Origin of the sequence: Actinopolymorpha sp. B11F2 (genome assembly GCF_040195635.1) — a bacterium.
Taxonomy (GTDB): Bacteria; Actinomycetota; Actinomycetes; order Propionibacteriales; family Actinopolymorphaceae; genus Thermasporomyces.
The window spans coordinates 61,343-85,208 of the sequence record NZ_JBEFTX010000024.1 but is presented as its reverse complement, the minus strand read 5'-3'; the positions used below and the strand labels follow the sequence as shown (position 1 = coordinate 85,208).

The 23,866-nt window shown below is 69.7% G+C and carries 24 protein-coding genes and 1 riboswitch; of the genes, 15 read left to right on the top strand and 9 right to left on the bottom strand.

Annotated features, from left to right (window positions below; genetic code table 11):
- Window positions 1–18 precede the first annotated feature (18 nt).
- Together ABN034_RS31090 and ABN034_RS31085 are read left to right on the top strand one after the other, a co-directional pair.
- Entirely contained in the window at window positions 19–681 is a 663-nt protein-coding gene (locus ABN034_RS31090; protein ID WP_349694538.1) for a response regulator, read from the top strand.
- Between the two features lie 170 nt (window positions 682–851).
- Window positions 852–1,886 carry a GAF and ANTAR domain-containing protein gene (locus ABN034_RS31085; protein ID WP_349694537.1) on the top strand — a complete coding sequence of 345 codons (1,035 nt, stop codon included), beginning with the start codon at window positions 852–854 and terminating at the stop codon, window positions 1,884–1,886.
- A gap of 263 nt (window positions 1,887–2,149) precedes the next feature.
- Here ABN034_RS31085 and ABN034_RS31080 read toward each other — a convergent pair whose 3' ends face one another.
- Window positions 2,150–2,392, bottom strand: coding sequence for a zinc finger domain-containing protein (locus tag ABN034_RS31080; protein ID WP_349694536.1), 243 nt, complete (start codon window positions 2,390–2,392; stop codon window positions 2,150–2,152).
- Between the two features lie 291 nt (window positions 2,393–2,683).
- Here ABN034_RS31080 and ABN034_RS31075 point away from each other — a divergent pair, with 291 nt between their 5' ends.
- A complete protein-coding gene (locus ABN034_RS31075; RefSeq protein WP_349694535.1) occupies window positions 2,684–2,929 on the top strand; it encodes a GntR family transcriptional regulator in 246 nt (81 codons plus the stop codon).
- 14 nt (window positions 2,930–2,943) lie between these two features.
- Here ABN034_RS31075 and ABN034_RS31070 read toward each other — a convergent pair whose 3' ends face one another.
- Complete coding sequence (locus ABN034_RS31070) at window positions 2,944–4,590, bottom strand: amidase family protein (protein WP_349694534.1); 1,647 nt, start codon at window positions 4,588–4,590, stop codon at window positions 2,944–2,946.
- Between the two features lie 285 nt (window positions 4,591–4,875).
- Between ABN034_RS31070 and napA the strand changes: the two genes are divergently transcribed.
- Both napA and otsB read left to right on the top strand, forming a co-directional pair.
- Window positions 4,876–5,175, top strand: coding sequence for a nucleoid-associated protein NapA (gene napA / locus ABN034_RS31065; protein ID WP_349694565.1), 300 nt, complete (start codon window positions 4,876–4,878; stop codon window positions 5,173–5,175).
- Window positions 5,176–5,197: 22 nt separating this feature from the next.
- Window positions 5,198–6,040 carry a trehalose-phosphatase gene (otsB, locus tag ABN034_RS31060; RefSeq protein ID WP_349694533.1) on the top strand — a complete coding sequence of 281 codons (843 nt, stop codon included), beginning with the start codon at window positions 5,198–5,200 and terminating at the stop codon, window positions 6,038–6,040.
- Window positions 6,041–6,131: 91 nt separating this feature from the next.
- Here otsB and ABN034_RS31055 read toward each other — a convergent pair whose 3' ends face one another.
- The 6 genes from ABN034_RS31055 to ABN034_RS31030 form a co-directional block, all read right to left on the bottom strand.
- Window positions 6,132–8,078, bottom strand: a complete 1,947-nt coding sequence (locus ABN034_RS31055) for a hypothetical protein (protein WP_349694532.1) — start codon at window positions 8,076–8,078, stop codon at window positions 6,132–6,134.
- On the bottom strand, window positions 8,078–9,340 hold the full coding sequence (locus ABN034_RS31050) for a glycosyltransferase (protein ID WP_349694531.1): 1,263 nt from the start codon (window positions 9,338–9,340) through the stop codon (window positions 8,078–8,080). Before ABN034_RS31050 ends, ABN034_RS31055 begins: the two co-directional genes overlap by 1 nt.
- 22 nt (window positions 9,341–9,362) lie before the next feature.
- Window positions 9,363–10,742, bottom strand: coding sequence for an O-antigen ligase family protein (locus ABN034_RS31045; protein ID WP_349694530.1), 1,380 nt, complete (start codon window positions 10,740–10,742; stop codon window positions 9,363–9,365).
- A gap of 39 nt (window positions 10,743–10,781) precedes the next feature.
- On the bottom strand, window positions 10,782–11,903 hold the full coding sequence (locus tag ABN034_RS31040; RefSeq protein WP_349694529.1) for a glycosyltransferase: 1,122 nt from the start codon (window positions 11,901–11,903) through the stop codon (window positions 10,782–10,784).
- 138 nt (window positions 11,904–12,041) lie between these two features.
- Window positions 12,042–13,496 (bottom strand): alpha,alpha-trehalose-phosphate synthase (UDP-forming), encoded by a 1,455-nt coding sequence (locus ABN034_RS31035; RefSeq protein ID WP_349694528.1) that lies wholly within the window; start codon window positions 13,494–13,496, stop codon window positions 12,042–12,044.
- 116 nt (window positions 13,497–13,612) lie between these two features.
- Window positions 13,613–14,068 carry a hypothetical protein gene (locus tag ABN034_RS31030; protein ID WP_349694527.1) on the bottom strand — a complete coding sequence of 152 codons (456 nt, stop codon included), beginning with the start codon at window positions 14,066–14,068 and terminating at the stop codon, window positions 13,613–13,615.
- Window positions 14,069–14,259: 191 nt separating this feature from the next.
- Here ABN034_RS31030 and ABN034_RS31025 point away from each other — a divergent pair, with 191 nt between their 5' ends.
- From ABN034_RS31025 to ABN034_RS31015, 3 genes are read left to right on the top strand one after another with little or no spacing between them, the layout of a single operon-like run.
- Window positions 14,260–14,937, top strand: a complete 678-nt coding sequence (locus ABN034_RS31025) for a hypothetical protein (RefSeq protein WP_349694526.1) — start codon at window positions 14,260–14,262, stop codon at window positions 14,935–14,937.
- Complete coding sequence (locus tag ABN034_RS31020) at window positions 14,934–15,539, top strand: DUF4352 domain-containing protein (RefSeq protein ID WP_349694525.1); 606 nt, start codon at window positions 14,934–14,936, stop codon at window positions 15,537–15,539. The genes ABN034_RS31025 and ABN034_RS31020 overlap by 4 nt, the downstream gene beginning before the upstream one ends.
- A 13-nt stretch (window positions 15,540–15,552) precedes the next feature.
- On the top strand, window positions 15,553–16,191 hold the full coding sequence (locus tag ABN034_RS31015; RefSeq protein ID WP_349694524.1) for a hypothetical protein: 639 nt from the start codon (window positions 15,553–15,555) through the stop codon (window positions 16,189–16,191).
- A gap of 186 nt (window positions 16,192–16,377) precedes the next feature.
- Here the strand turns inward: ABN034_RS31015 and ABN034_RS31010 are convergent, their stop codons facing one another.
- Window positions 16,378–17,232 (bottom strand): hypothetical protein, encoded by an 855-nt coding sequence (locus ABN034_RS31010; protein WP_349694523.1) that lies wholly within the window; start codon window positions 17,230–17,232, stop codon window positions 16,378–16,380.
- Window positions 17,233–17,414: 182 nt separating this feature from the next.
- Between ABN034_RS31010 and ABN034_RS31005 the strand changes: the two genes are divergently transcribed.
- The 7 genes from ABN034_RS31005 (at window position 17,415) to ABN034_RS30975 (ending at window position 23,676) form a co-directional block, all read left to right on the top strand.
- A complete protein-coding gene (locus ABN034_RS31005; RefSeq protein WP_349694522.1) occupies window positions 17,415–17,627 on the top strand; it encodes a hypothetical protein in 213 nt (70 codons plus the stop codon).
- Between the two features lie 304 nt (window positions 17,628–17,931).
- Entirely contained in the window at window positions 17,932–18,129 is a 198-nt protein-coding gene (locus tag ABN034_RS31000) for a helix-turn-helix transcriptional regulator (RefSeq protein WP_349329694.1), read from the top strand.
- Complete coding sequence (locus ABN034_RS30995; RefSeq protein ID WP_349694521.1) at window positions 18,113–18,529, top strand: DUF2178 domain-containing protein; 417 nt, start codon at window positions 18,113–18,115, stop codon at window positions 18,527–18,529. Before ABN034_RS31000 ends, ABN034_RS30995 begins: the two co-directional genes overlap by 17 nt.
- A gap of 89 nt (window positions 18,530–18,618) precedes the next feature.
- Window positions 18,619–19,911, top strand: coding sequence for a serine hydrolase domain-containing protein (locus tag ABN034_RS30990; RefSeq protein WP_349694520.1), 1,293 nt, complete (start codon window positions 18,619–18,621; stop codon window positions 19,909–19,911).
- Window positions 19,912–20,207: 296 nt separating this feature from the next.
- Window positions 20,208–20,385: riboswitch (SAM riboswitch) on the top strand.
- A 13-nt stretch (window positions 20,386–20,398) separates the two neighbouring features.
- Window positions 20,399–21,682, top strand: coding sequence for a threonine synthase (gene thrC / locus ABN034_RS30985; protein WP_349694519.1), 1,284 nt, complete (start codon window positions 20,399–20,401; stop codon window positions 21,680–21,682).
- On the top strand, window positions 21,679–21,954 hold the full coding sequence (locus tag ABN034_RS30980; protein ID WP_349329687.1) for a MoaD/ThiS family protein: 276 nt from the start codon (window positions 21,679–21,681) through the stop codon (window positions 21,952–21,954). The genes thrC and ABN034_RS30980 overlap by 4 nt, the downstream gene beginning before the upstream one ends.
- A gap of 117 nt (window positions 21,955–22,071) precedes the next feature.
- The gene (locus ABN034_RS30975; RefSeq protein WP_349694518.1) at window positions 22,072–23,676 is read left to right on the top strand and encodes an alpha-amylase family protein; all 1,605 of its coding nucleotides are present in this window, start codon (window positions 22,072–22,074) and stop codon (window positions 23,674–23,676) included.
- The last annotated feature ends 190 nt before the right edge of the window (window positions 23,677–23,866 follow it).

The following is a 23,866-nucleotide window of genomic DNA, read 5'->3' as shown; positions in this document are numbered from 1 at the left end:
GACAAGGGGGGTCCCGCGATGATCCACGTGCTCGTGGTCGAGGACGAACGCGCCCTGGCCGGTGCGCTGGAGGTCGCGATCGACGTCCAGCCCGACCTGGAGTGCGTCGGCGCCGTCGGGACGGTGGATGAGGCCATCCAGCTTGCGACCGAGAAGGTGCCGGACGTTGTTCTCATGGACATCCATCTCCCTGGCACCGACGGCATCGAGGGCACCTGGAAGATCAAGGCCATCCACCCGACGGCACGGGTGCTCATCCTCACCGCGGACGCCACCGTCGACCTCCTGACGGCCGCCGCGGCGGCGGGGGCGGCCGGATTCCTGGCGAAGGACAGTTCGTTCGCTGACATCCTGGCGGCGATTCGCACTCCCGTCGGCGAGAAGATCCTGGTCGAGGCCAGCACGCTGGCGGCGCTCGTGGAGGGGGACTCCTCCGGCGGGGGGCGGTCCGGCCAGCCGGTGGACAACTGGGCGGGACTCACGGCGCGCGAGCAGGAAGTCCTGGCGCTGATGGCGGAAGGTCTCGATCCGCGGGCGATCGCCGGGCGACTCGTCCTGAGCGTCCACACGGTACGTGGGCATGTCAAGAACGTCATGACCAAGGTCGGGGCACACAGCCAGCTGGAGACCGTCGTCGTGGCTACCCGGACCGGGCTGCTGGCCGCGCGGCGTCCGTCGTGACCGGCCGCCCATACGCTGATCAGATCCTCGACCCGAGCCGGACCCGACCCATTTTTCCGCCGGATCCGACCCATTTGAGGGGGGTCCATCGGACCACCTGAGGCTCGTGCGCCGAACCGTTGTCTCCTAGCGTCTACTGACTGGCTCCGACGACGCTAGGAACAACCGCCATGGAGCACCGAGGACAGGGACTGGCGCGTGCGTTCATCCAGCTCGCGGACACTCTCACCGCCGACTTCGACGAAACCACCTACCTGCGAGACTTCTGCCGCCGCCATGTCGACCTTCTCGACATCGATGCCGCGGAAGTCCTCCTCGGCGAGGACGCTGACAGCCTCCGGGTGACGGCCATGGCCGGTGCGTTCGGCGCCCGCGGGGAGCTACCCGCCTCCGACCGGTACGAAGGTCCCGCCCGGCAGGCTGTCAGGACCGGCGAACAGGCGTACGTCAGCGACCTGAGGACGGCGGGACGGCTCTGGCCGCGGTTCGTTCCGGCCGCGATCCGGCTCGGGTACGCGGCCGTCCACGCCTTCCCGATGCGGCTGCGCACGCAGGTCGTCGGCGCGGTCTGCGTCTACCGCGTGCGACCGGGCGCCCTTCCTTTGGACCAGGTGGCGATCGCGCAGGCACTCGCCGACGCCGCGACGATCGGGCTGGTCCAGCACCGCGTGCGCCAGCAACAGGACGTGCTCGTCGCTCAGCTGCAAGGCGCGCTTGACAGCCGCGTGATCATCGAGCAGGCGAAGGGGATACTGGCCGAACGGTGTGGCGTGCATGTCGACAAGGCGTTCGAACAGATGCGCGCGTTTGCCCGCCCGCGCCGCCTCAAGCTGTCCGCCGTCGCATTAGGCATCGTCCGCGGAGGCGGCGACGTCGCCGCACTCGCCGCGATGACCGCGCCCTCCCCGCCTTCCCGACGTGCAGCGGATCCTGTTGCGGGCAAGGGGAATACCGACGAGAACGTGACACTGAACGGCGCCGTGAACGGACGCGGGAGCGCCACCGGGAATCGCACCGGGAATCGAACCGGGAACGGGAGCGCCGCTGTGAACGGAGGGCGTCGCACCGAAAACGGATGCGTCAACGGGAACGACAGGGGCGGCCCACGGTCAGATGCCAGGCGTCTCCTTGCTCTTCCGGTGCCGTCCGGACTGAACGCAATCAGGTCCGGACCCGCGGGAGATTCGGCCGACCCGGAGCCATGAGAACGGCCCCCGCCTGAGCGAACCGCCTGGACGTGGAGGGCGCTTTCGGCAGGGGCCGCCCTGGGGGGTCGGGCGCCCGGGTGTTGGGTGTGCTTGGTCCAGGCACACCCAACACCTGGGCTGCCTCCGATGCCCGACCTGTGCATAACCTACTCATGCGTAGCCGGCCGCCGTGTTCGACTCCCACGGGGCAGTCGCATGCGTGGGCGCCGATTCGGCATGCCAGGGTCGCAGGGTGTGCACGGTCATGAGCGACGAGAGGCCTACGGCGTGCCGGAACGCAGGTCCCGTCGGCTGAGATGTTGGCGGTCCATGTCCTGGATCTCGTGGCCGGACGGCGTACGGCACCATCTGCCGGCAGTGGCCTGGCAGGACGGGCACGGTCGCGCGAGGATCCTCGCCAGGATGCCGAGGTCCTGATCCGTCAGCCGGGGGAATCTCGCGCGGACCAGGTCGTCGAAGATCCAGTCCACGATGCCCGAGTCGATGGGGTCACGCTCGCTCACGCGGGTCCTCCTCTGGTGAGGCGTCCCATGTCCGCTGCCGGTGGTGGGGCGTCTGCCTGCTGCCGGAGTGGCCGCGAAGGGCCGGGTCGGTGCCGCGAAAGGCCGGGTCGATGGCGTGGGGAGGCGGGTCGGGGGATGCCGGTGGTGTGGAGGGCCCGATCCTCGCCTCCGGCGAGGCGACCATCGCCAGGATCGGGCCGCTCGCAGCGCACTATAGCGCACTCGAGCGCATACCAGCGCATACGTGTGGGGAAGCGGTCCGACGTGCACAGACACGTAGCGTCGGGCGACATGCTGGGGCCCGATGACGAGATCGATCACGAAGGACGGCTAGCCCCATACCGGCAGTTGGCGGAGATCCTCAAGGCGAGGATCGCGCGGGGTGACTGGCAGCCAGGCCGGCCGATGGCGTCAGAAAGCCAGCTGATGCAGCAGTATGGTCTTGCACGGTCGACAGTCCGCAAGAGCGTGGCTCTCCTGGTGCAGGAGGGGATTGTCGAGGTCGAGCCTCGACGAGGCACCTACATCGCGGACTGAGCCACGGCCCTGGATCACCCGGTCTGGGGTGGGCGGAATGCTGGTGTCAGGGAGAAGTCGAGTGCCTGCTCGAATGCGTACGCCAGGCGGATGAGCGTCGGCTCGCTCCACGCCGTTCCGATGAATGCGAGCCCGACCGGCAGGCCGTCCGCCGCTCCGCAGGGCACGGTGATCACCGGGTAGCCGGCGACGGCGGGTACCTGCGTGCAGCTACCGGACACGTGGTCGCCGTTGACCAGGTCGATCTTCCACGCCGGTGGGTAGGTCGGCGCCACAAGGGCGTCGAGATCGTGAGTGCGGAGTGCGGCGTCGATTCCTTCGCTACGCCCGAGCCTGCGGCATGTCTCCAGCGCCTCGCGGTAGGCCGGATCGTCGAGGCCGCCGGTTCGCAAGGCGTCCTCGAAGCGGTCCTGGCCGAAGTGCGCGAACTCGACGTCGGCGTGCGCGTCGTTGAACGCCATCAGGTCGGCCAGCGTCCTCGGCACACGTAGACCGTCCGAGCCGGCGACCCCGCTGGCCCCGGCAACCCGGCTGCCCGCATCAGCCGCGCCCCGCCCGTCGGGAGCGCGGACGCCGCGGGTGGCGAGATAGGCCTCGATCCCCACCTTGAACTCGGTGGCGAGAACGGTCATCTCCGCCTCACTCATGGAGAGTTCGTCCAAGCTCGGGAGATTCGCCGGGTCGACGATGGTGGCGCCCTGCGCGGCGAGCACCCGGACGGCCTCCTCGGCGAGCGCGTCGGCGCGTGCGCTGTAGCCCCACAGTCCGTGTCGCGGCAGGCCGATCCGGGCGCCGCGCAGTCCGTCGGACCGGCAGTACGCCTGATAGTCGTCGTACGCCCGCCGCCCCGGCACCGGAGGATCGCCCGCGGGAGCACCGCTGCCAGGACCGCTGCCGTCGCCCCTGCCGCCCGGTCTCCCGGCCGATGCGAGGACGCTGAGCAGCAAGGCGGCGTCGCGGACCGTCCGCGCGATCGGCCCGGCCGTGTCCTGGCTGTGCGAGATCGGGACGATGCCGGTGCCGTCGACCAGCCCGACCGTCGGCTTGATGCCGACCACGCCACACAGGGCCGCGGGGCAGAGGATCGAGCCGTCGGTCTCCGTACCCACCGCCAACGGTGCGAGGCCCGCCGCCACGGCCGCACCGGATCCGGACGACGAACCGCCCGCCGACCGGTCGAGCGCGTGCGGGTTGACGCAGAGCCCGCCGACCGCGCTCCAACCCGACGATGACCCGCTCGAGCGGAAGTTGGCCCATTCCGAGAGGTTCGTCTTGCCGAGGACGACCATCCCGGCGTCCCGCAGCCGGCGTACCAGGGGCGCGTCAGCGGCCGGGCCGGCGCCGGCGAGCGCGAGCGACCCGGCAGTCGTGCCCATCGCGCCCGCCGTGTCGATGTTGTCCTTGACCAGGACGGATACGCCGTGCAGGGGACCACGACGCCGGCCGGCCGCGGCCTCGACGTCGAGCGCTGCTGCCTCCGTGACCGCGTCGTGGTTGGTACGGATGACCGAACGCAGGGTAGGCCCCGACCGGTCGACCCCCTCGATCCGGCGCAGGAGCGCCGCCACACCATCGGCCGCCGTCGCGGTGTGTCCATGAGTGGATCCGAGCGAGAGCGTGGGCCCGGGCGAGGGGGCTGAGACCGGCGGTTCAGGAGCCATCGGCCCATGGTGCCCTGTACGGCGGTCCAGTGCGAACAAACCGAGCGGGCGCCTCGCGGTGCCGTTGCAGCGTCCTTGTACCGTCGTACGATGCACGGCAATGACCAACGATGCACGGTGAATCTGCCGCGCATCGTGGGGAATGATCACGCATACGTGATCATTTTCAACCCACCGGCCCCGGCCGGGGTCGATGAATGACACCCGTGTGGTTCGTGCGTACCATGGCGGCGAACCGTTGCTCGACGAGGAGGGATGCCTGGGATGGACGCTGCGATGGATCCGATGCTCGGACCCGGGGCTTCTGCCACCAACCCGGCCCACACCTCCGGCGACGGCCTCTCCGACCGCGACCAGCAGATCCTGACCTTCGAGCGGCAGTGGTGGAAGTACGCAGGCGCCAAGGAGCAGGCGATCCGCGACCAGTTCGGCATGTCGGCGACCCGCTACTACCAGGTGCTCAACGCCCTCATCGACCGTGCCGACGCACTCGAGTTCGACCCGCTACTCGTCAAGCGCCTGCGCCGGCTGCGTTCCAGCCGACAGCGCGCCAGGGCGGCCCGCCGGCTCGGCGTCGAGGTCTGATCCAGGCGCGCAGAGCGAAGCCGTGACATCTCCGGGAGACCGTCTCGTCCCGCGTACACCTGCGGGTGAGGCCGGCCTCCACTGCCTGCTCGAACGACCGGGTGAGGCGCTGCTGGCGTTCGACTTCGACGGCGTACTCTCCCCGATCGTCGACGATCCCGACGCCGCCTACGCCCATCCCGCGGTAGTGCCGATGCTGTCCCGCCTCGCCGCCCGCATCCGCGCGGTCGCCATCGTGACCGGCCGGCCGGCGGAGGTCGTCGTACGTCTCGGTGGGTTCGCGGACGCGCCCGACCTGGGCGGTCTGCTCGTCGTCGGCCACTACGGTGCGGAGCGGTGGGATGCGACGACCGGCGAGATCACCGCACCGCCGGTGCCGGCGGGCGTCGCCGAGGTCCGCGAAGCGCTACCGGGCCTGCTCCGCGAGTGGGGTGCGCCGGAGGGTACGGCGATCGAGGACAAGGGCCGCGCCGTCGCCGTCCATATTCGACGTACGTCCGATCCGGGGGCGGCCACCGACCTGCTCACCGGCCGCCTCACCGAACTCGCCCAGGCGCACGGACTCACCGTGCAACCGGGACGGATGGTGCTGGAGCTGAAACCGCCGGGCATGGACAAGGGCGTCGCGCTGCGCGCGCTCGTGGCCGAGGTCGGCGCCTCCTGTGTGGCCTACTCCGGCGACGACCTGGGTGACCTTCCGGCATACGACGCCGTGGAGGAGTTGCGGGCCGAGGGAATCGCCGGGCTGTTGGTGTGCTCCGGATCCACCGAGGTGACAGCACTCGCCGGGCGGGCCGACGTGGTGGTCGACGGCCCGCCCGGCGTGGTGAGCTACTTCAACGCGCTCGCGGCGCGCCTCGGATAGCTGTTCTGTGTTCGTTCCTCCTTCTGTGGTGGCGTTTCCTGGACGCTGTGGTTGAGGTTCCTGGGCGTGGCTGCCGCGATCGAACGAACCGTCAGCGGCGACTGGCCGGTGCCGCTGGTTCGGCGTGCCGGACCTGCGTGCCCGCCTCCGGAGCGTCCGCCGTGTCCATCGGGTCGATCGAGTCGTCCGGATCCGCGTCGTCTTGTGGCTCGCCCGGACTCGGCGCTCGGGTCGGCATGGTCGAGGCAACGGCCGACGGCGCAGGTGCGGTCGCGGTGGTCGAGCCGGTCATCGCCGAGGGCGGCTTGACGGTGTACGACGCGCTGCCGTAGGTCGGGCCCCCTGCGTACGACGATCCTCCTGCGTAGGTCGACCCTCCTGCGTAGGTCGATCCTCCTGCGTACGTCGAGTCTCCCGCGTACGTCGAGTCGCCGGCGTACGGCGGCTCCGGAGTGGTCACGGTGCTCCTGCCAGGTGGGAGGCTCCGCGGGACGTGGACCTCGGTCCGGTCACCGAACCCCCTCGACGCCTCGTCCGCCTGCTCGCGACCCATCAGCGCCAACGGCGCCGATTGTCCGTTCGTCAGCGAGACGTCCACGTGTTCCGGTGTCGCGGGGCGCTGCGGCCGCCCGGTGCTGGTGTCGACGGCGTCGGTGACGATGACACCGGCGACCGGGACGTTCAGCCGACGCAGGACCTGCACCGCCCGGCGGGCGTCGGAGATGTGGGTGGCGCCGGCCCGTACGACCAGGATCGCGGCATCGGCGTGCGTCGACAGTGGTGAGATGTCACCGCTCGCGAGAACGCCCGGACCGTTGATCACGACGGCGTCGCTCACCCCGGCCGCCAGGTGCATCAGGCGGGCGAACGGCCGGCTGCGCAGGAGGGCGCGGCTGATCTCGGGTTCGGTCGGTTCCGACGTCACGACCCGGAGCCCGACCTGGCTGGACGACACGAGCTCCGCGTCGTCGACGCCGAGCAGCCGCTGGACGGTGTGCGCCGAGCTGCCCGGGAAGTGTCGGGCCAGTGGCGGATGCCGGAGCTGACCCTCGAGCAGCGTGACGTGGTAGTGCTGCTGGGCGAGCCCGAGTGACAGCAGCGCCGACACGAATGTCTTCCCGTCGTCCTGGAACGCGCTCGTCACCAGGAGCCGGCGGCCCGCCGGGTCGGTGAGCGGGGTCAGCGCGGCGATGGCGGTACGGATCGGCCGCGAGATGGCCCGCCGCTTGTTCGCCTTGCGGGCACCGTGCCGGAATCCGCTCCGCCCCACCCGCGGCAGCGTCGCGAGGATCGGCAGCCCGAGTTCGTTCTCGATCTGCTCGCAGCTGCGGAGCCGGTTGTCGAAGCGTCGGCGCAGGGAGATCAGGCCGACGCCGGCGAGCAGTCCGAGCAGACCGCCGATGGCCCAGTTGAGCAGCTGGTTGGGTGACGCGGGACTGGTCGGCACGGTCGCCTGGTCGAGTGGCTGGGCGTACAGCGTGCCCTTCCGGCCCGACAGCGCGCCGCCCGCGACCTTCCGGCGCAGTGCGTCGGCGGCGACATTCGCCATCGTCGCGGCGTCGCGCGGGGTCTTCGCCTCAGTGGTCAGGGTGATGATCGCGAGCCCAGGCTCGAAGCTCGCCTTGATGTGCCCCAGCACCAGGTCAGGGGGGAGCCGAGTCTCCTGTGCTGTCGTCAGCGCGATCTCGCTCGACTCGGCGAGCCGGGCGACGGACGCGACCATGGCCTGCGCGAGGGCGGGGTCGTAGTGGGACCCGACCCGTCTCGTAGCGTCCCCGTCGGCGCCACCTTCCGTCGTCCCGCCGGGTTCCCTCGACGCCGCTGAGCTCGGCGAGACCGACCCGGTCTCGCCCATCGTCGGGATGCCTTCGGCGTCGTACCCTGCGACCACCGAGGAGGCCTTCGCTTCGAAGGTCGGTGGGAGCTGGGTGGTGATGGCCTGCGCGCCGGCGATCCCGCCGCCGATGGACAGCGCCAGGATGCTGACGGGCCACCGGACGGCCCGCAGCGCGGCGCCCAGGCTGAGAGGTGCACTCACTATCTTTGCCCTTCCTTTTCTCGGGTTCGGCGAGCTGCCGGCGCCTGCGCGGTCGGCGATTGCGCGGTCGGCGCGCTGGAACGATGGACGCCGTACGTACGGGCTGGGACGACGTGGGTGTCAACCAGCGCTTGCCACGTGCGGCACATGGAGTCGGAAACCGTGCTCCAGCTGAAGAGTGGGGATCGGGTCTGCCCGGCCGCACCGAGTCGGCGGGCGAGAGCGTCGTCGTCGCGGATCTCGGCCAGGCGAGCGATCAGTGCGTCCGTGTCACCGGCGCGGAAGGTCAGCCCGGCAGGGCCGATCACGTGGGGTATCTCGCCCAGGTTGCTGCCGACGACCGGCACACCGCAGGACATCGCCTCGACCAGCACACGCCCGAACGGCTCCCTGACCGGCACCTCCGTCCACGGCACGAGGGTGCGGCGGACGGTCTCCGTCGACGGCATGGCGAGGACATCCATGCCGGCCATCAGGCGTGGCAGCTCGAAACGGTTCATCCTGGGCCGGAACGTGACCCGACCGGGCCGGCGAGCCGCGGCCGCTTCGACAGCTGGGGTCAGGCTGCCCCGGCCGATGACCACCAGGTCGCAGTCGAGCTTCTCCGCGGCCTCGATGAGAGCCGGGATTCCCTTGTGGCGTTCGAGCCAACCCACGTACCCGACTGTGAACGGATGTCCCGACGCGCGGGCTGCCCGCGCCTGCGGGTAGGGGCGGAACAACTCTGTGTCGACGCCCTGGGGCACGACCTGGCTCTCGCCCCGGTATCCCCGCTTGCGAAGAACCTTCTCGGCCGCCGGGGTGATGGGGAACGCGCAGTGCACCGAGGCGTACGTCCGGCGCTCGATCTGCGCGAACGGGAAGGGCAGGGTGTGCGGGACGTTCTGCGTGGCGTACAACGTGGCCGGCACATGCGGCCAGTACCTCCTGCGCATCCTGAGGATCTGGAACGTCGCCGGGTAGCCGGCTTCGCCGATGATGTGAAGGACGTCCGGCCGGAGGGTTCTGAGGACTCGTCCGGCGCCGGGGCGGAGCACCACCGCGCCCGGTTGGTCGCCCGCGGCAGCTCCGAGGAGCGTGGGGGCGTGGTGGAAGGCCAGATGCGGGTGTTTTCGGGCGAGGAGGTTCAGGTCACGCCGCGCCCGCGGAGACGACCTGGTCGCGAAGACGGTGAGTTCGACGTCGGGCCGCGTGACGAGCGTGGCGATGAGGTCGACCCAGGGTTCGGTCCGCCCACCGACGATGGCCATCACCACATGCATGTCGTCTCGCTTTTCTCGGGGTTCAGATCCGGCCGGTCGTCGCCTGCAGAGCGGGGGACGCTTCGGGTCGCGGCCGGGGCAGGTACTGGGCCGGTACGGCGGCGACCGCGAGGAAGGTGAGGGCCGGCAGCAGGCCGAGCTCCCAGTGCCCGCCGGCCGGTGTCGCGAGACCCCCGCCGATGGCGAAGCCACACGCGAGGGCGACGAACGCGAGCGGAAGACCGTTGCGGTCCCTGAACCCGGCACGGCCGGCGAGCGCCAGCGGCCACAGCAACGCGACCAGCCCGAGCAGGCCGAGGTTGGCGAGCAGCGTGGTCCAGAAGGAGGAGTAGACCGGGCCGGACGAGGACGCTGTGAACGTGGGAGTCGCGTCGTCGGTCGTACTGTGCCCGAACCCCGTGCCGATGATCGGACTCTCGCCGAAGGCGCGCAGGCCCACGGCGGACCCGGGACCGAGCGCGCCGGCCGACTGAGTGAGCTCGCCCGTCATCGTCGACATCCGTCCGGACAGCTCCGGGCTGACGACCGCGGCGCCGGCGGCGAGCAGGACGGTGGCGAGCGCGCAGACCGCCAGCCGGACGCGGAGTCGTGCGGACCCCCACAGCAGCAGGACCGCCAGCGCGACCACGGTCGACACCCACACCGCCTGGGTACCTGAGAGAACGACGTCCGCCGCGAACGCGACCAGCCCAGCGGCCGCACCGATGCGGCGCCATCCGGATGTGCGCGCCGCGACCACGGCGAGCACGACGAGCGCGAGGGCGGAGAGCGTCCCGCCGGCGCGGGCTGTGCCGATGCCAGCACCGGCTTCAGCCCCGGCTTCGGTGCCGGCGCCGGCCAGCGAGATCGCCGCGAGCGCGAGGGCACCGGCGACCGTGGTGATGGCCGCGGCCGCGCGCCTCCTCGGGGTGGTGAGCGTGTGGGTGGCGAGGAAGAAGTACGCCGGGATGATGCCGACCTGATAGACCGCGACCAGCACGTCGGCCGGCCGGTGGTCCTGTGCAAGGCCGTGGAGCGCACCGATCAGGACGACGATGACGAGCAGCAGCATCGGCTTGTCGGCCGGTGTCCGTACCTGCCGACCGCGGCGCGGCGCTCCGAGGATGCGCCGGGCGGTGAGAGCGGCCGTGCCCGCAGCGATGGCGCCGATGTGGGTGGCCGCCACCATCCAGGTCTCCCCCGCCGCGACCTGCGTACCGGTGATGACGGCGGCGAGCGCACCGCCGACCATCGCCGCCGGCAGCACCAGCCACGGCAGGGCGAGGAAGCAGAAGAAGCAGATCAGGCCGCTGACGATCGCGAGCCCAAGGGGATCAGGTACGAAGTAGAGGATCGCGGCCCCGGCCGGCCCGAGAATGGCACCGGCCAGCCCGGCCATGACCCAGAAGGTCGAGTTTTTCATTGCTGCTGGCCTTCGCGTGCAGAGCGCGGATGGTCCTGCTCACCGGTTGGTGGGCGTCGTCAGGTGGTGTCGGGTACGAGCGCCCCCGGCCGTTCCGGTGTCGGATCGGCCGACGACCTGGTGGCCCAGAAACGGTGGACTGGTGAGGAATCCGGCCCCCCACGCCAGATGCGTGATGAGGAGCGTGACCGGAAGCCAGAGTTTGCCTCCCGCAGAAAGGCCCCGGCCCGCGAATGCCGCGCCCAGGCAAGCGGTGATGAGGCAGAGGACGGGGATGGCGAGCCCACCGACGACGAGCGGTGGAGACATTGCTAGCAGGCCGACCGCGCACACCACGAGGCCGACGAGGCAGGTGATCGCTGCCAGCGGCGCGGCGACGGCCCGCCCCTTGAAGGCACCCGGGTAGCGCCGGCGAAGTGCGTGTTGCCACTGTCCGTTGAGATAGAACTGCTGGGCGAGAGTGCGTGGCGTGGGCTGCGGCCGGTAGGTCACGCGCATCTCCGGCGTGAACCAGACCGTGCCGCCGGCGTGGTGGACCTGGCCGTCCCGGGTGCGGTCGCCTCGCCGGAAGACGCCGAGATAGACGGTGTCCATCGGGCCGGTACGCCCGTTGGTGCGGCGGCTGCCGCGACTTCCATCGTTGCCGCGGTCGCCGCGGTCGCCGCGGTCGCCGCGGTCGCCGCGGTCGATGCCGAGGGGACTGGCCATGGCGCGGACAACGGCTTCGCCGAAGGCGGACTCGCGTCCGGCCGCCACCGCGGCCGACGATCCCTGCTGCTCGCCGTTCGAGGTACCTTCGAGGACCTCGACCGCGCGCCGGAGGTAGCCGGGGCCGAGCATGCCGCGCCCGTCGACGCGGACGATCACGTCGTAGGTCGCCTCGCGGATCGCACTGGCGAGTGCACCGGAGGCTCGGTCCTCGGGCGCTTCCACCAGTCTGACCCGAGGGTCGGTCGCGGCGATCGCGAGCGCGACCCGTTCGGTGCGGTCGCGTGCCGGGCCGAGGACAACGACGAGTTCGAGCGGGCCGGGGTAGTCCTGGCGCAGCACCTGGCGAACGGTCGCCTGCAGGTGGCGTTCGCCCGCACGGATGGCCATGACGACCGACACGCCCGGCCATGTCGCGGCACGGGAGTCCGGCTGACCTCGCGTGCGCTCCATTACTCGCATCCAGGTCCCCCGATATGCGTACGGATGCTCAATAGATCCCGGTGATGGTATCCACGGTCAATGTGACGAGTCCGAGGATATCGACGACTTCACCGTTTTGTGATGTAGGCGCGAGGAAACTAATGTGGATCAATATTTGGTGAGTTCGGCCAGTTGGTCGGCCAGCCAGCGACCTGGAGGATGCGCACCAGCGCGCATTGCCAGGCGGGAATTCCGCGCCTTGCGTTCCGCGGGACTCATGGAAAGCGCGACATGCAGCGCGTCCGCGGTCTCCTGGATATCGAACGGGTTGATGAGCAGGGAGTCCTCGCCGAGTTCGACGGCCGCACCGGCCTCACGTGAGAGCACAAGGGCGCAGCCGTCGTCGGAGACGATCGGTATTTCCTTCGCGACGAGATTCATGCCGTCCCGAAGCGGATTGACCACGGCGACGTGTGCCATTCGATAGGCAGCGAGCGAGCGGGCGTAATCATCGTCGACAGAAAGAATGAGCGGATCCCAGTCGGGACTTCCGAACTCGTCGATGATCTCCTTGCCGACCCGGTGTACGGCGGCGGAGTATTCCCGGTATTTGTCGAGATCATGCCGGCTCGGATAGGCCAATGCGACGTGGACGACCCGCCCCTGCCATTCCGGATGACGCCGGAGCAGGTCGCGGTAGGCGAGCAGCCCGCGGACGATGTTCTTGCTCAGTTCGGCGCGGTCCACGCGGACCAGCAGCTTCCGCCCACCGACCAGGCTCCGCAGGCCTGCCATCCGGTCGCGTACGTCCGGCTGGTCCGCTCGGGCGCGAAAACTCGCCGCGTCGACGCCGAGCGGGTTCACGCCGATCTTCGTCTGGCGTCCCGCGTGCTCGACCAGGCCGCGTCGCCGGTCGACGCTCGCCCCCAGCACGACCTCGCAGCAGGAGAGGAAAGCCTCGGCCCAACGGGCGGTCAGAAAGCTCGCGTAGTCGGCGGCGAGCACGCCTGTCAGCAGGACGACGGCAACGTCGTCGGGCAGCAACCGGAAGTAGTCCGGTGGCGCCCAAGGTGTGTGGGAGAAGTGGCCGATCGCGAGGTCTGGCCTGCGCTCGCGCAACAGGCCCGGCGTGAGGCTCAGGTGGTAGTCCTGCACGAGAACCCGCGTGCCGGGTCCCGCCTCCTCGGCGAGGGCGTCGGCGAACGCGGCGTTGTAGGCACCGTAGGCCGCCCACTGCTGCCGGAAGGCGGCGTCGAACACCGGCTGGTCGGCCATGTCGAAGAGCATGTGGTGGACGAACCACAAGGTGGAGTTGGCGATGCCGTTGTAGGCCTGCGCGAAGATGTGGGGATCGATGTCGAGCAGCCGGACCGGGACCGTCCCGGTTTCGTAGCCCGCAAGGTCGAGCCGGCCACGGGGTGCCGAGGCGGCGGCCGCGCGATCGGCCTCGGACATGGCCGCGCATACCCAGGTGGCGTCGACCTCTGATGGGACCGCGGCGAGTGCCGACGCCAGCCCGCCCGCGCCGCCCCGACAGGTGAGTGAACCGTCATCGGCGTGGATGAACGAGACGGGCCCCCGGTTGGAGGCGAGCAGCACGTTCGTGTTTCCTTCGCTCGCCATGCGACCAGAGCCTAGATGACCTGCTCCAGCGGGAGTCGCCGGACTCATGGCTCCCCCTGGAACCGGTCATCCTTGGGAGGGGTCATTCCGTGGAAGGGGTCACCCCCTGGAAGAGTTCACCCAGTGCCGTCCCCGGTCGGCCGTCGCCGCCCGCGCCCGGTCGAACGTCTGGCGTCGGGGTAGCCGCCGTCGGCGAGTCCGGCCAGGCGTTCGAACACGTTCGACGACGCGAAGTCGCGGGACCGCACCCACGACCATCCGCACGCGGCGAGGTACAGCGGAATCATCGGCAGCCCGAGGCACGCCGCGTACTGCCAGGTATGGCGTTCCTCGTGCGCGAGCAGCGCTGGTCGAGCGAGGAGATCGTCCCTGCTGAGCCGGGTCAGAATCACGTTGCCGACCGTGAACGCGACCGCCTGAGGGACGCCGAGGCGGTACGACGTGCCGAGCAGCAGCCCGCGCGGTCCGCGCGACAGCCGGGCGCGGCCGGCGACCGCGACGACGATGCCGAGTGGGGTGGAGAGGTTGACGGCGTTGGCCAACGGGACCACGGCCCGCAGCGCCCGTCCCACCGTCCAGGCTCGTCGACGCGCGCCCGCACGATCAGCTGCAGCGCCGGTCGCAGGCTTGCCGGTCGCGGACTCGTGCGTCCCGGGTTGGCCTGTCCCGGATCCACCGGATCGGCCGGGTGAGTCGTCTGCGTACTCCTCCACTCCTCGATCTTCTCGCGCATGGCGGACTGTCCGTCGTAGGATCCCTGCTCGTGTCCAGCCCCGGCCTACGGTTGCCTGCCCGGCACCAGATCCCGGCGGGACAGCCCACGGCGGCGCGACGACCCCGTCCACACGTCCTGCTGGGGCTGGTGCTGGTGTGCGAGATCGCGCTCTGCGGTGTCGCTGTCGCCGCCGCGGACGGGCTGCGGGCGGCACCACCCGCGCAGCCCTCGCGCGCGACCGTGGGCGAGCCGGTCGACACCGGTCGCTTCACCCTCACCGTGCGGCGGGCCTGGGCCGCCACCGAGGATCCGACCGGCATCCCGGAGTACGCCGACCCCGGTCGCTACCTCGTCGTGGAGGCCGATGTCGCGCTGACCGCGCCGGAAACGCTGCAGTTCGGCTCCGACATCGACCGCGCGGTCCGCATACGCCTCCCGAGCGGGTTCACGATCGACGGTGACTCACCGGACTCGCTGAAGTACCGCACCGGTGTGGTGCTGGCTCTCGACCGATCGGCCGCGCAGCTGCACACCGGACTGCCACGTCGGGTGCGGATCGTCTACGAACTGCCGGCGAGGCAGCCGTGGCCGGACCGGATCGAGGTCGACGTCTACCACCTGGAGTTCGCACCCGGGTTCATCGACGAGACGCCGCGTTGGCGGGTCGCCACGGAGGACCGGCTGGCAGGCCGGCTCCGGCTGCCGGTGGCGGAGCCAACGCGATGACGCTCCGCCGCCTGGGAGCCGCGGCCGCCTGCGTCCTGCTGCTGGCCGCGATCGTCGGCATGCACCGCCTTGTGCCGGACTCAACGCAACGGATGGGCCCGATCTCCACCCGCGGCGACGTCGGCGAACTGATCGACGCGGGCGGGTTGACCGTCACCGTGTCGAAGGTCCGCCTCACCCGTGTCCTCGCCGAGGAGGGGTTCAGCCCCGGTCCACCGGCCCGGACCGACGGGATCTGGGTGGTCCTCACCGCGACCCTGACCGATGACTGGCAGGCGACGGCGCACGCCGAGACCTTCCTCGAGGCGGCTGACGGTACGAAGTACTACGTGTCCGAGCGCGGCGACCTGTCGACCCGGTTGACCGAGGATCTCTCCACCGAGCCGGGCATTCCGCGGCGCGGCCGGATCGTCTTCGAGATCCCGCCTGGCCAGCTCGCGGGTTCGGTCGTACGGATCGGTCGGAACGAGACCATCAGTGGTGGCGGGCGTCTGTCACCCGAGGCGGTCGTCGACCTGGGGCTCGACGCCGAGGCGGCACGGACCCTGGTCGACGACGCGGCACCGAAACTGACCATCGGCCCGGTGGAGTACGGTCCATGAGCGCTGGAGCAGGGTGCGCGACCGACGGGGTACGGCGATGAGCGGGCGGGCGCCCCGGCGTAGCCAGGCGCCCTATCTGATCGCGTTGCTGGCGCTGGTGCCGCTCGCCGTCGGGGTGGAGTACCACCTCGAACGCGACGCGGTCCGCGGTCCGATGCACGAGGCCGTCACCGTCTCGGCGGACAAGTCCGTTGACTACGCGGGCGCCCGCTGGAAGCTCACCAGCACCGCGCCCGGGCCGCCCGCCGAGGACGTCGAGCTGCCGCGTAAGGCTGTCGTGCTGTACGCCGCCTTCTCGGTGACTCCGCGCGACGCCCGGGCCGCCAAGCGGATCGAGGCGTGTGACTTCTCGGCGACTGACGACGACGGCCGCGTGTGGGCGACGGCGCCGACGGATGTACCCGACTTCGCGGGCTCAGCCGACCTGCCCACCGGCTGCTACACACCGAAAGGTGACTTCGGTCAGATGCCTATCGGGGCGGGGAAGCGCCAGCAGGTCGTCACGGCATTCGTCGTACCCAAGGACGTCGTACCCCGGCTCCGCCTCCGGGTCGGCGTACGCGACGCCGCCCCCCGCTACCTCGAGTTCTCCCGTGATCATGTTCGTGATCATGAAAGTTCTGTCGACCTATGGCCCGCTTTCCATTCATGATCACGGAAGCGCGCCCCGATCATCGCGGCAGGGCACCCTCGGCGGCGAGGACGGCCGAAGGCTGAGGGCGGCCGAGCGTTGAGTGCGAAAGGGCTGAGAGGGCGAAGGGCTGAGAGGGCGAAGGGCTGCGAGGGCGAAAGGGCTGAGAGGGCGAAAGGGCTGAGAGGGCGAAAGGGCTGCGAGGGATCAGCGGCTTGCTGCTCGGCGGGAATGCTCCAGGCAGATCTCGAACGCGGCCGCGAGCAGCGCGATCCGCAGTACCTCGCGGAGTCCCAGTTCGGCGAAGTGCAAGGGTTCGAGCCATGGCCACCACCAGTCCCACGGGTGCGGCCCGACGAGATTCTTCACACCGATGAACGCCCAGCCGGTGAACACCTCGACACAGACGTACAGCAGGCAGAACGTCACGAAGAAGGCCGCCCCTGCGCCGAGGACGAACCGCAACCCGACGACGACCGGCGTCCACTTCTCCCGGATCTCTCGAGTGAACAGCTCCGACACCACCTGCGCCCGCGCGGGCAACCGCGCAAAGAGCGTCCCCGCGCCTTCGAGGCGGGTCCGGGCGATCACTTTGCCGTCGCGTTCCATCTCCTCGCCGAAGACGACCGCCGTAATGATGAGCCAGAGCAGTGGGAGCAGAACGCCGTCGGCCACGACGCCGCCGAACTGGTCGGTCAACGTTGCCCAGGTGGCCCCGATCCACTCGAACGGTGAGACCGGCAGCCAGCCGTCCAGCATCGAGAACACCGCACCGGCCGCGTCGCGGGTATCGACCCACACGACCCGGCTGGTCAACCAGTCGATCCCCTGCCCGATCACGATGGAGACCGAGATAACGGCGAAGAACATCCAGTTCGCCTCGAACAGCGCCACGCCGACGCCCAGCAGTCGGCCACCCCGACGGTTGTAGACGAACTCCAGAATCGCGCGGATGACCCAACTGCCGATCGCGACCGCGAGCGGGATCGGAGTGACGGTGGTGAGGACGCCGAGAACGCCGATCCCCCCGGTGATGTCCTGGTTGAGAACCTGCACCCCCACTCGCGTACCTCGTCGGTGAAGAGTCCCCAGGCGCCGTAGAAGATGAGGAACGGAAGAATCGCCTCGGCGATCTCGTCGACCATGCGGGACTTCGCCGGCTCCTGGGCCGGTAGTGCGCCTGCAACGCCCGTCGCATGACCGCGTCGCCGGCCGCCGAACGGGACGAGCCCTGGTCTCACTGCATGGAACATCATGATCGTCGAGCCGAGCAGGACGAGTACGCCGATCGACAGGCCGGCGAAACCCAGCCACTGGTTGCGGTGCGCGAGCCACGCCGATCCGCGCAGGACCAGGTCGTGTGCGAGGTAGCCCGCGACGAACCACACCAGCTTCGGCGCCCAGTAGCCGGCGAGCAGACCGGCCGCGCGGGCGGGCAACCGGAGGGCGTCAGGTGATGAGGGTCGCGGTCGTGCGAGGGTGGATTCCTGTCCTGGTGGCTCGGACAGACTCGGCGGCTGAGCCGGTGGGTGACGCGGTGGATCAGCGGGTGGGTGACTCGGTGGATCAGCGGGTGGGTGACTCGGTGGATCAGCGGGTGGGTGAACCAGTCGTGCGGGTCCCACGGGAGGTTGTGTCGGTGCGGGTGTGCTCCACGGCTGCATCGGTGGCGGCGCGGGCGTGGGCACCCGCCGGATCGTACTCGGCCGTCCTGTAAAGCGAGCTTGACACCCCGAGGCCGTGTAAAGCATGCTTGACAGCGTGCGGAACGACGTCAGGGCACTCCGCCTTGCCAAAGGGCTATCCCAGGGGGACCTGGGCGAGGTGCTCGAGGTTTCCAGGCAAACGGTCAACGCGATCGAGACCGGTCGCTACAGTCCTTCGCTGCCGTTGGCGATCCGGCTCGCCCGGTTCTTCGGGCGTACGGTCGAGGAGGTATTCCATGTCGACGACGAATGACCGCGGCCACAGCCACCCGGGCCGGCGAATCTCCAAGCCGGCTTTGATTCTGGGTCTGGTCCTGGGCATCGCGATGGGTGTCGCGGCGATCGTGAGTGACCGGCTCTGGCTGGGGCTGGCGATGATCGCCCTCATGGTTGTGCTCGTGCTGTTCCTGGTGTTCGGGTCGCGCCTGAGTGACACGGTCGCACTCCTTGGCGACGACACGCACGAGGAACGGCATGTGCAGATCCATCAACGCGCGGCCCTTCACACGTTGAACATTCTCGCCCTCGTGATCGTGGGCGGTGCGGTCGTCGACATCGCTCGTGGCGGTCACGGTGACCCTTGGGCGTTCCTGGGATTCGTCGCGGGCGTCACCTACGTCGTCTCGCTCCTGGTGCTCAACCGTCGCACCTGAGCGCCGAACCGGTCGCGGCGACCATCGTCGACGACTGCTACGTCCGGCGCCTCACCACCAATCAGCTTTGTATCTTGGGGGTTTGACGCATGCTGCCCGAAATCATGTCCGTACGCCGGCTGCTGGTCGCCGTGCTCGCGCCGCCCTTGATCGTCGCTGGTGCGTCTTCCCCAGGCGCTCCGGCTCCACCCGCAGAGGCCGCGGTTCCACCACCCGCAGAGGCCCCGGCTCTACCCGCGGGGGTCGCGGCACCTCCCGCAGAAGACGCGGCTCCTCCCGCGGAGGCGGCCGCAGCTTCCCATCCGGATAGTGCTTCCGGTCCAGGTGCCCCGGCCCGCACCGTCGCGGCTCACGTCCAAACGACCACGACCCGGCTGGAACGCCTTGCGGAGAAGGTGATCGAGACCGGTACGCCAGGGGTCGCCCTCGCCACCATCACCGGCGACGGTGCGACCACGGCCATCGCGCGCGGTGTGGCCGACCGTCGCACCAACCGGCTGGCCCGCCCCGACGACCGCTACCGCATCGGCAGCATCACCAAGACGATGACCGCCGTCGTCGTCCTCCAACTTGTGGCCGAAGGAAAGATCGGTCTGGACGCCCGGGTCGTCCGCTGGCTGCCGGGCCTGGGCCTCGACGAGCGGATCACCGTACGCCACCTGCTGCAGCACACCAGCGGGTTCCACACCGACACCATGCTGGCGTCCCCACCCTGGTCCTACGACCGCAACCGCTTCCACTACTTCAGCTACCGCGACCTGGTGAGGATCGCCCTCACCAACCCCGAGCCGCGCCGAACCCCTGGTACGCACCACGAGTACTCCAACACCAACTACGTCCTCGCCGGCATGCTGATCGAGTCGGTCACGGACCGGCCGGTGGGTGTCGAGTTCGCGCGCCGCATCATCGGGCCGCTTGGCATGAGAGACACGTCCTACCCGGTGGCGAACCCGGTGATCGCCGGCCGGCACCTGCGTGGGTACCTGCAGGACGGTACGGACAAGCCGCTGTACGACACGACGACGTACTCCATGAGTTGGTTGCGGACCGCCGGTGGCGTGGTGTCCACCACACGGGACGAACTGACGTTCCTGCGAGCGTTGTTCTCCGGGAAACTGCTGCCGAGGCCGCTCTTCGGCGAGATGAGGAGTGTCGGAGAGTTCGGCTACGGGCTCGGCATCTACCCCGTGCAGGTGCCGTGCGTGCCGGGCGGTGTCGCATGGGGCCACAACGGTCAGGTGTTCGGCTACTACAGCGCCGTTTTCACCACCCCGGACGGATCCCGCCAGGCCGCGGTCGGCGCCAACGCGTGGATCATGACGGAGGACGGGACGCTGAACCCCACCGCCGAGCAGGTCGCGGCCGCCGCGCTCTGCGACTAGACGCGTATGCCGGGGCCGCAGCCTCTGCATACTGTCTGTCGAGCCGGGCCGTTCGGCGCCCCGCGGCGAACCGCCAGGCGCAAATGACCACGCTGGGTAGGCCCACGGAACCCGACACATGCGTGGACGCATGGCAGGGGTCCTGACGCCTACTCAGCGTGGTCATTTGCGGCAGCTCACGGCCGCGAGACTGGCCGCCACCGTCCCCGATGGTGGACAACCGTCTCGAATACTGGACCTGCCGGACGATCTCGGAGACGGGTCAGTTACGCTCGCCGACAACAACTCAACAAGGAATCTCATCCAGAGGGGCAGAGGGACCGGCCCGACGAAGCCCCGGCAACCGGCCGACCGCCGACGCGTGTGTCTCGCGTGCATCAGAGGCCCCGCGGCGGACACGGTGCCAAGTCCGGCTCACGACGATCCGACCAGGAGATCCCTGGGCGCGGCTCGGACGCTTGAGGAAGATGAGGAAGGAAGGCCTCTCATGACGACCACGTACGCCGGCGCCGACACGACGGGCGCCGCGCACACCCCCCGCCCCGGTGCGTTCGGCAACGCCACGAGTCTGCGATGTCGCGAGTGTGGCGCGACCACCGAACTCGGCGCGCAGTACGCCTGTACCGAATGCTTCGGCCCCCTCGAGGTGGCCTACGACTACCCGCAGATCACCCGCGACGACCTCGCCGCGGGGCCGGCCAACATCTGGCGCTACCAGGCGCTCCTGCCGGTGCCCACCGACGTCGCGTCGTTCCCCAACACCGAACCCGGCCTCACCCCGCTCGTCCGCGCCGACCGCCTGGCCGCCGCCCTCGGTGTCAGGACCCTGTGGATCAAGAACGACGCGGCCAACCCGACCCACTCGTTCAAGGATCGCGTGGTGGCGGTCGCACTCAGCGCGGCCCGCGAGCTGGGCTTCCAGGTGCTGGCGTGCCCGTCGACCGGCAACCTCGCCAACGCCGTCGCCGCGGCCGCTGCCCGCGCCGGCATCCGCAGCGTCGTCATGGTCCCGCACAACCTCGAACAGCAGAAGATCCTCACGACTGCGGTCTACGGCGGCACCCTGGTCGCTGTCGAAGGCACCTACGACGACGTCAACCGGCTCGCCAGCGAGATCGCCGGTGAGGAAGAAAGCTGGGCGTTCGTCAACGTCAACGTCCGGCCCTACTACGCCGAGGGTTCCAAGACGCTGGGCTTCGAGATCGCCGAACAGCTCGGTTGGCGGCTGCCCCAGCAGGTCGTCGTCCCGATCGCGTCCGGTGCGCAGCTGGTGAAGGTCGACAAGGGACTGCGGGAGTTCGTCGACCTCGGGCTGATCGAGGATGCGCCGTACAAGATCTTCGGCGCGCAGGCGACCGGGTGCGCGCCGGTGTCGGCGGCGTTCAAGGCCGGCCACGACGTGGTGGCGCCGGTACGTCCGGACACCATCGCCAAGTCGCTCGCGATCGGCAACCCTGCCGACGGACCGTACGTGCTCGATGTCTGCCGACGCACGGGCGGGGTCGTCGAGGACGTCAGTGACGACGAGGTGGTCGAGGGCATCGCGCTGCTCGCGCGCACGGAGGGGATCTTCGGCGAGACCGCCGGCGGCGTCACCGTCGCGACGCTGAAGAAGCTGATCGACACCGGGCAACTCGACCCTGACGCGGAGACCGTCATCATCAACTCCGGCGACGGACTGAAAACCCTGGACGCCATCGCCGGCAAGGTGGGGCCCGCGGCAACCATCCGTCCGACGTACGACGCATTCACGAAGGCAGGGCTCGCATGAGCGTGAAGGTACGAGTTCCGACGATCCTGCGCACCTACACCGGCGGCGCTTCCGAGGTGGACGCGGACGGCGCCACGCTCGGCGAGGTGCTCGACTCCCTGGAGACGAAGTACCCCGGCATCCGCGCCCGGGTGCTCGACGACGCCGGGAAGCTGCGCCGGTTCGTCAACGTCTATGTCGGCGAGGAGGACGTGCGCTTCGCTTCCGGTCTGGAAACCCCCACACCGGAAGGCGTTCAGGTCTCGGTGATCCCCGCCGTCGCCGGCGGCTGAACGCACCGTCGCTGGCAGCAGAGCCCGCTCGCTGGCGGGGCCCCTGTCGTGGGGCGGCCCGAGTTCCGGTCACTGACTGCTGAGCCCGGTTCCCGGAGTCTCCGAAAGGAAGTCCACGTGCCTTCCCTGACGCTTCCGGACGCGGTGTTCGTCGTCCACGACCGTCGTGACGGCCTCCGTCAAGCTCACCTTGACGGAGGCCGTTTCACGTCCTCGGAGGTCGAGGTCAGTCTTCCGACCGTCACCGGCGGCCTTGCCGTCCAGGTGGCGTCCCCCCGCCGGGAACTTTCGTGGGTGGTCCTGCGCTGGTGTGAGCCACGCCCCGAGTCGACCCTCGTACTCGGTGATGCATGGGAGCGCTCGTACGGCGATCTGCAGTGGCGGGCGCTCCAACCAGACCGGTTGCTGCCGTGGTCGTGGTTGGGCCACGACCAGGCAACCGGTACGACGTCCGGCATGGGTGTGCGGGTTCGTCCGAACGCCTTCTGTTCCTGGACCGTCGACGCCGATGGCGTGTCCTGCTGGATCGACGTACGGAGCGGCGGATCGCCTGTGCTGCTGGATGATCGAGTTCTCGACGCGGCGACGGTCGTCACCGTCGAAGGGGATCCAGGCGAGTCGGCGTACGCGGTCCAGTGCCGGCTGACGGCAGCGATGTGTGGTGATCCCTTACCAGTAAGAGATCCCGTCGTCGGTTGCAACAACTGGTACTACGCGTACGGCCGCGACTTCGGCCCGGCACAGATCCTTCGCGACGCTGAGACGATCGTGGAGTACGCCGACGGCCATCCGGTCCGTCCCTACTGCGTGGTCGATGCCGGATGGAGCCCTGGCGGTGTGTGCCCCGGCGGTCCGTGGACCGCCGGTGTGGAAGGGTTGTTCGACGACATGGCGGGTTTCGCCGCCGACATCGCTTCGCGCGGTGCACGTCCGGGCATCTGGATGCGTCCGGCCGCGTTGTCATTCGTCGACGATCCCGGTCGGCTGCGCCCCGGACCGCGACCGGCTCGCGAGCAGCCGCTTGACCTCACCCTGCAAGCCAACCTTGACACGATCCGCGAGGACGTCAGTCGCCTTGTGGGCTGGGGATTCGAGCTCGTCAAGCATGACTTCTCGACCTTCGACGCGTTCGGACGCTTCGGTCCGGCGATGGGCGTGAGCCTGACCGACGGCGGCTGGCACTTCGCCGACCGCAGCCGTACGAACGCAGAGATTCTGCTCAGGCTCTATCGCGTCATCCGCGAAGCCGCTGGCGATGCCGTCGTGATCGGCTGCAACACGGTCGGCCAGCTGGCCGCCGGTCTGGTCGAGGTGCAACGCATCGGTGACGACACGTCGGGGCGCGCCTGGGAACGCACCAGGCGAATGGGCGTCAACTCCTTGGCGTTCCGGCTCGCCCAGCACGAGAGGTTCTTCGTCGCCGACGCCGACTGCGTACCCTGCACACCGGACACGCCGTGGGGCAGGAACCGCCAGTTCCTCGACCTGGTGGCACGTTCGGGCACGGCGTTGTTCGTGTCGGTCGACCCGGCGGCACGCACTCCGTCGACCGACGCGGACCTGCGCTCCGCGGTGCGCCTGGCACTCGACGGTGGAACTCCAGGCGGCGTCGAACCGCTCGACTGGTTGCGGGCAACGGACCCCCGACGCTGGCGTACGAACGAGGGACTGCATGTCTACGACTGGACCGAGGCCTGGGGCGCCAACCTGTTGGTCACCTGAGGCGTGCCCGCCGGGGAGAAACGGCGTCCTCGTACCGCGGCACTGACCGCGGGTCAGTCCGGTGTGCGGTCGATGTCCTCTGAATCCGTGCACACACACGATTTCTGCTATGCCCATGAACAGTTCGTGCCAGTGAGCGCATCGATGCAACCGCGACTGCGGAGCGCTACGAAACTGTCGATTCATTCAC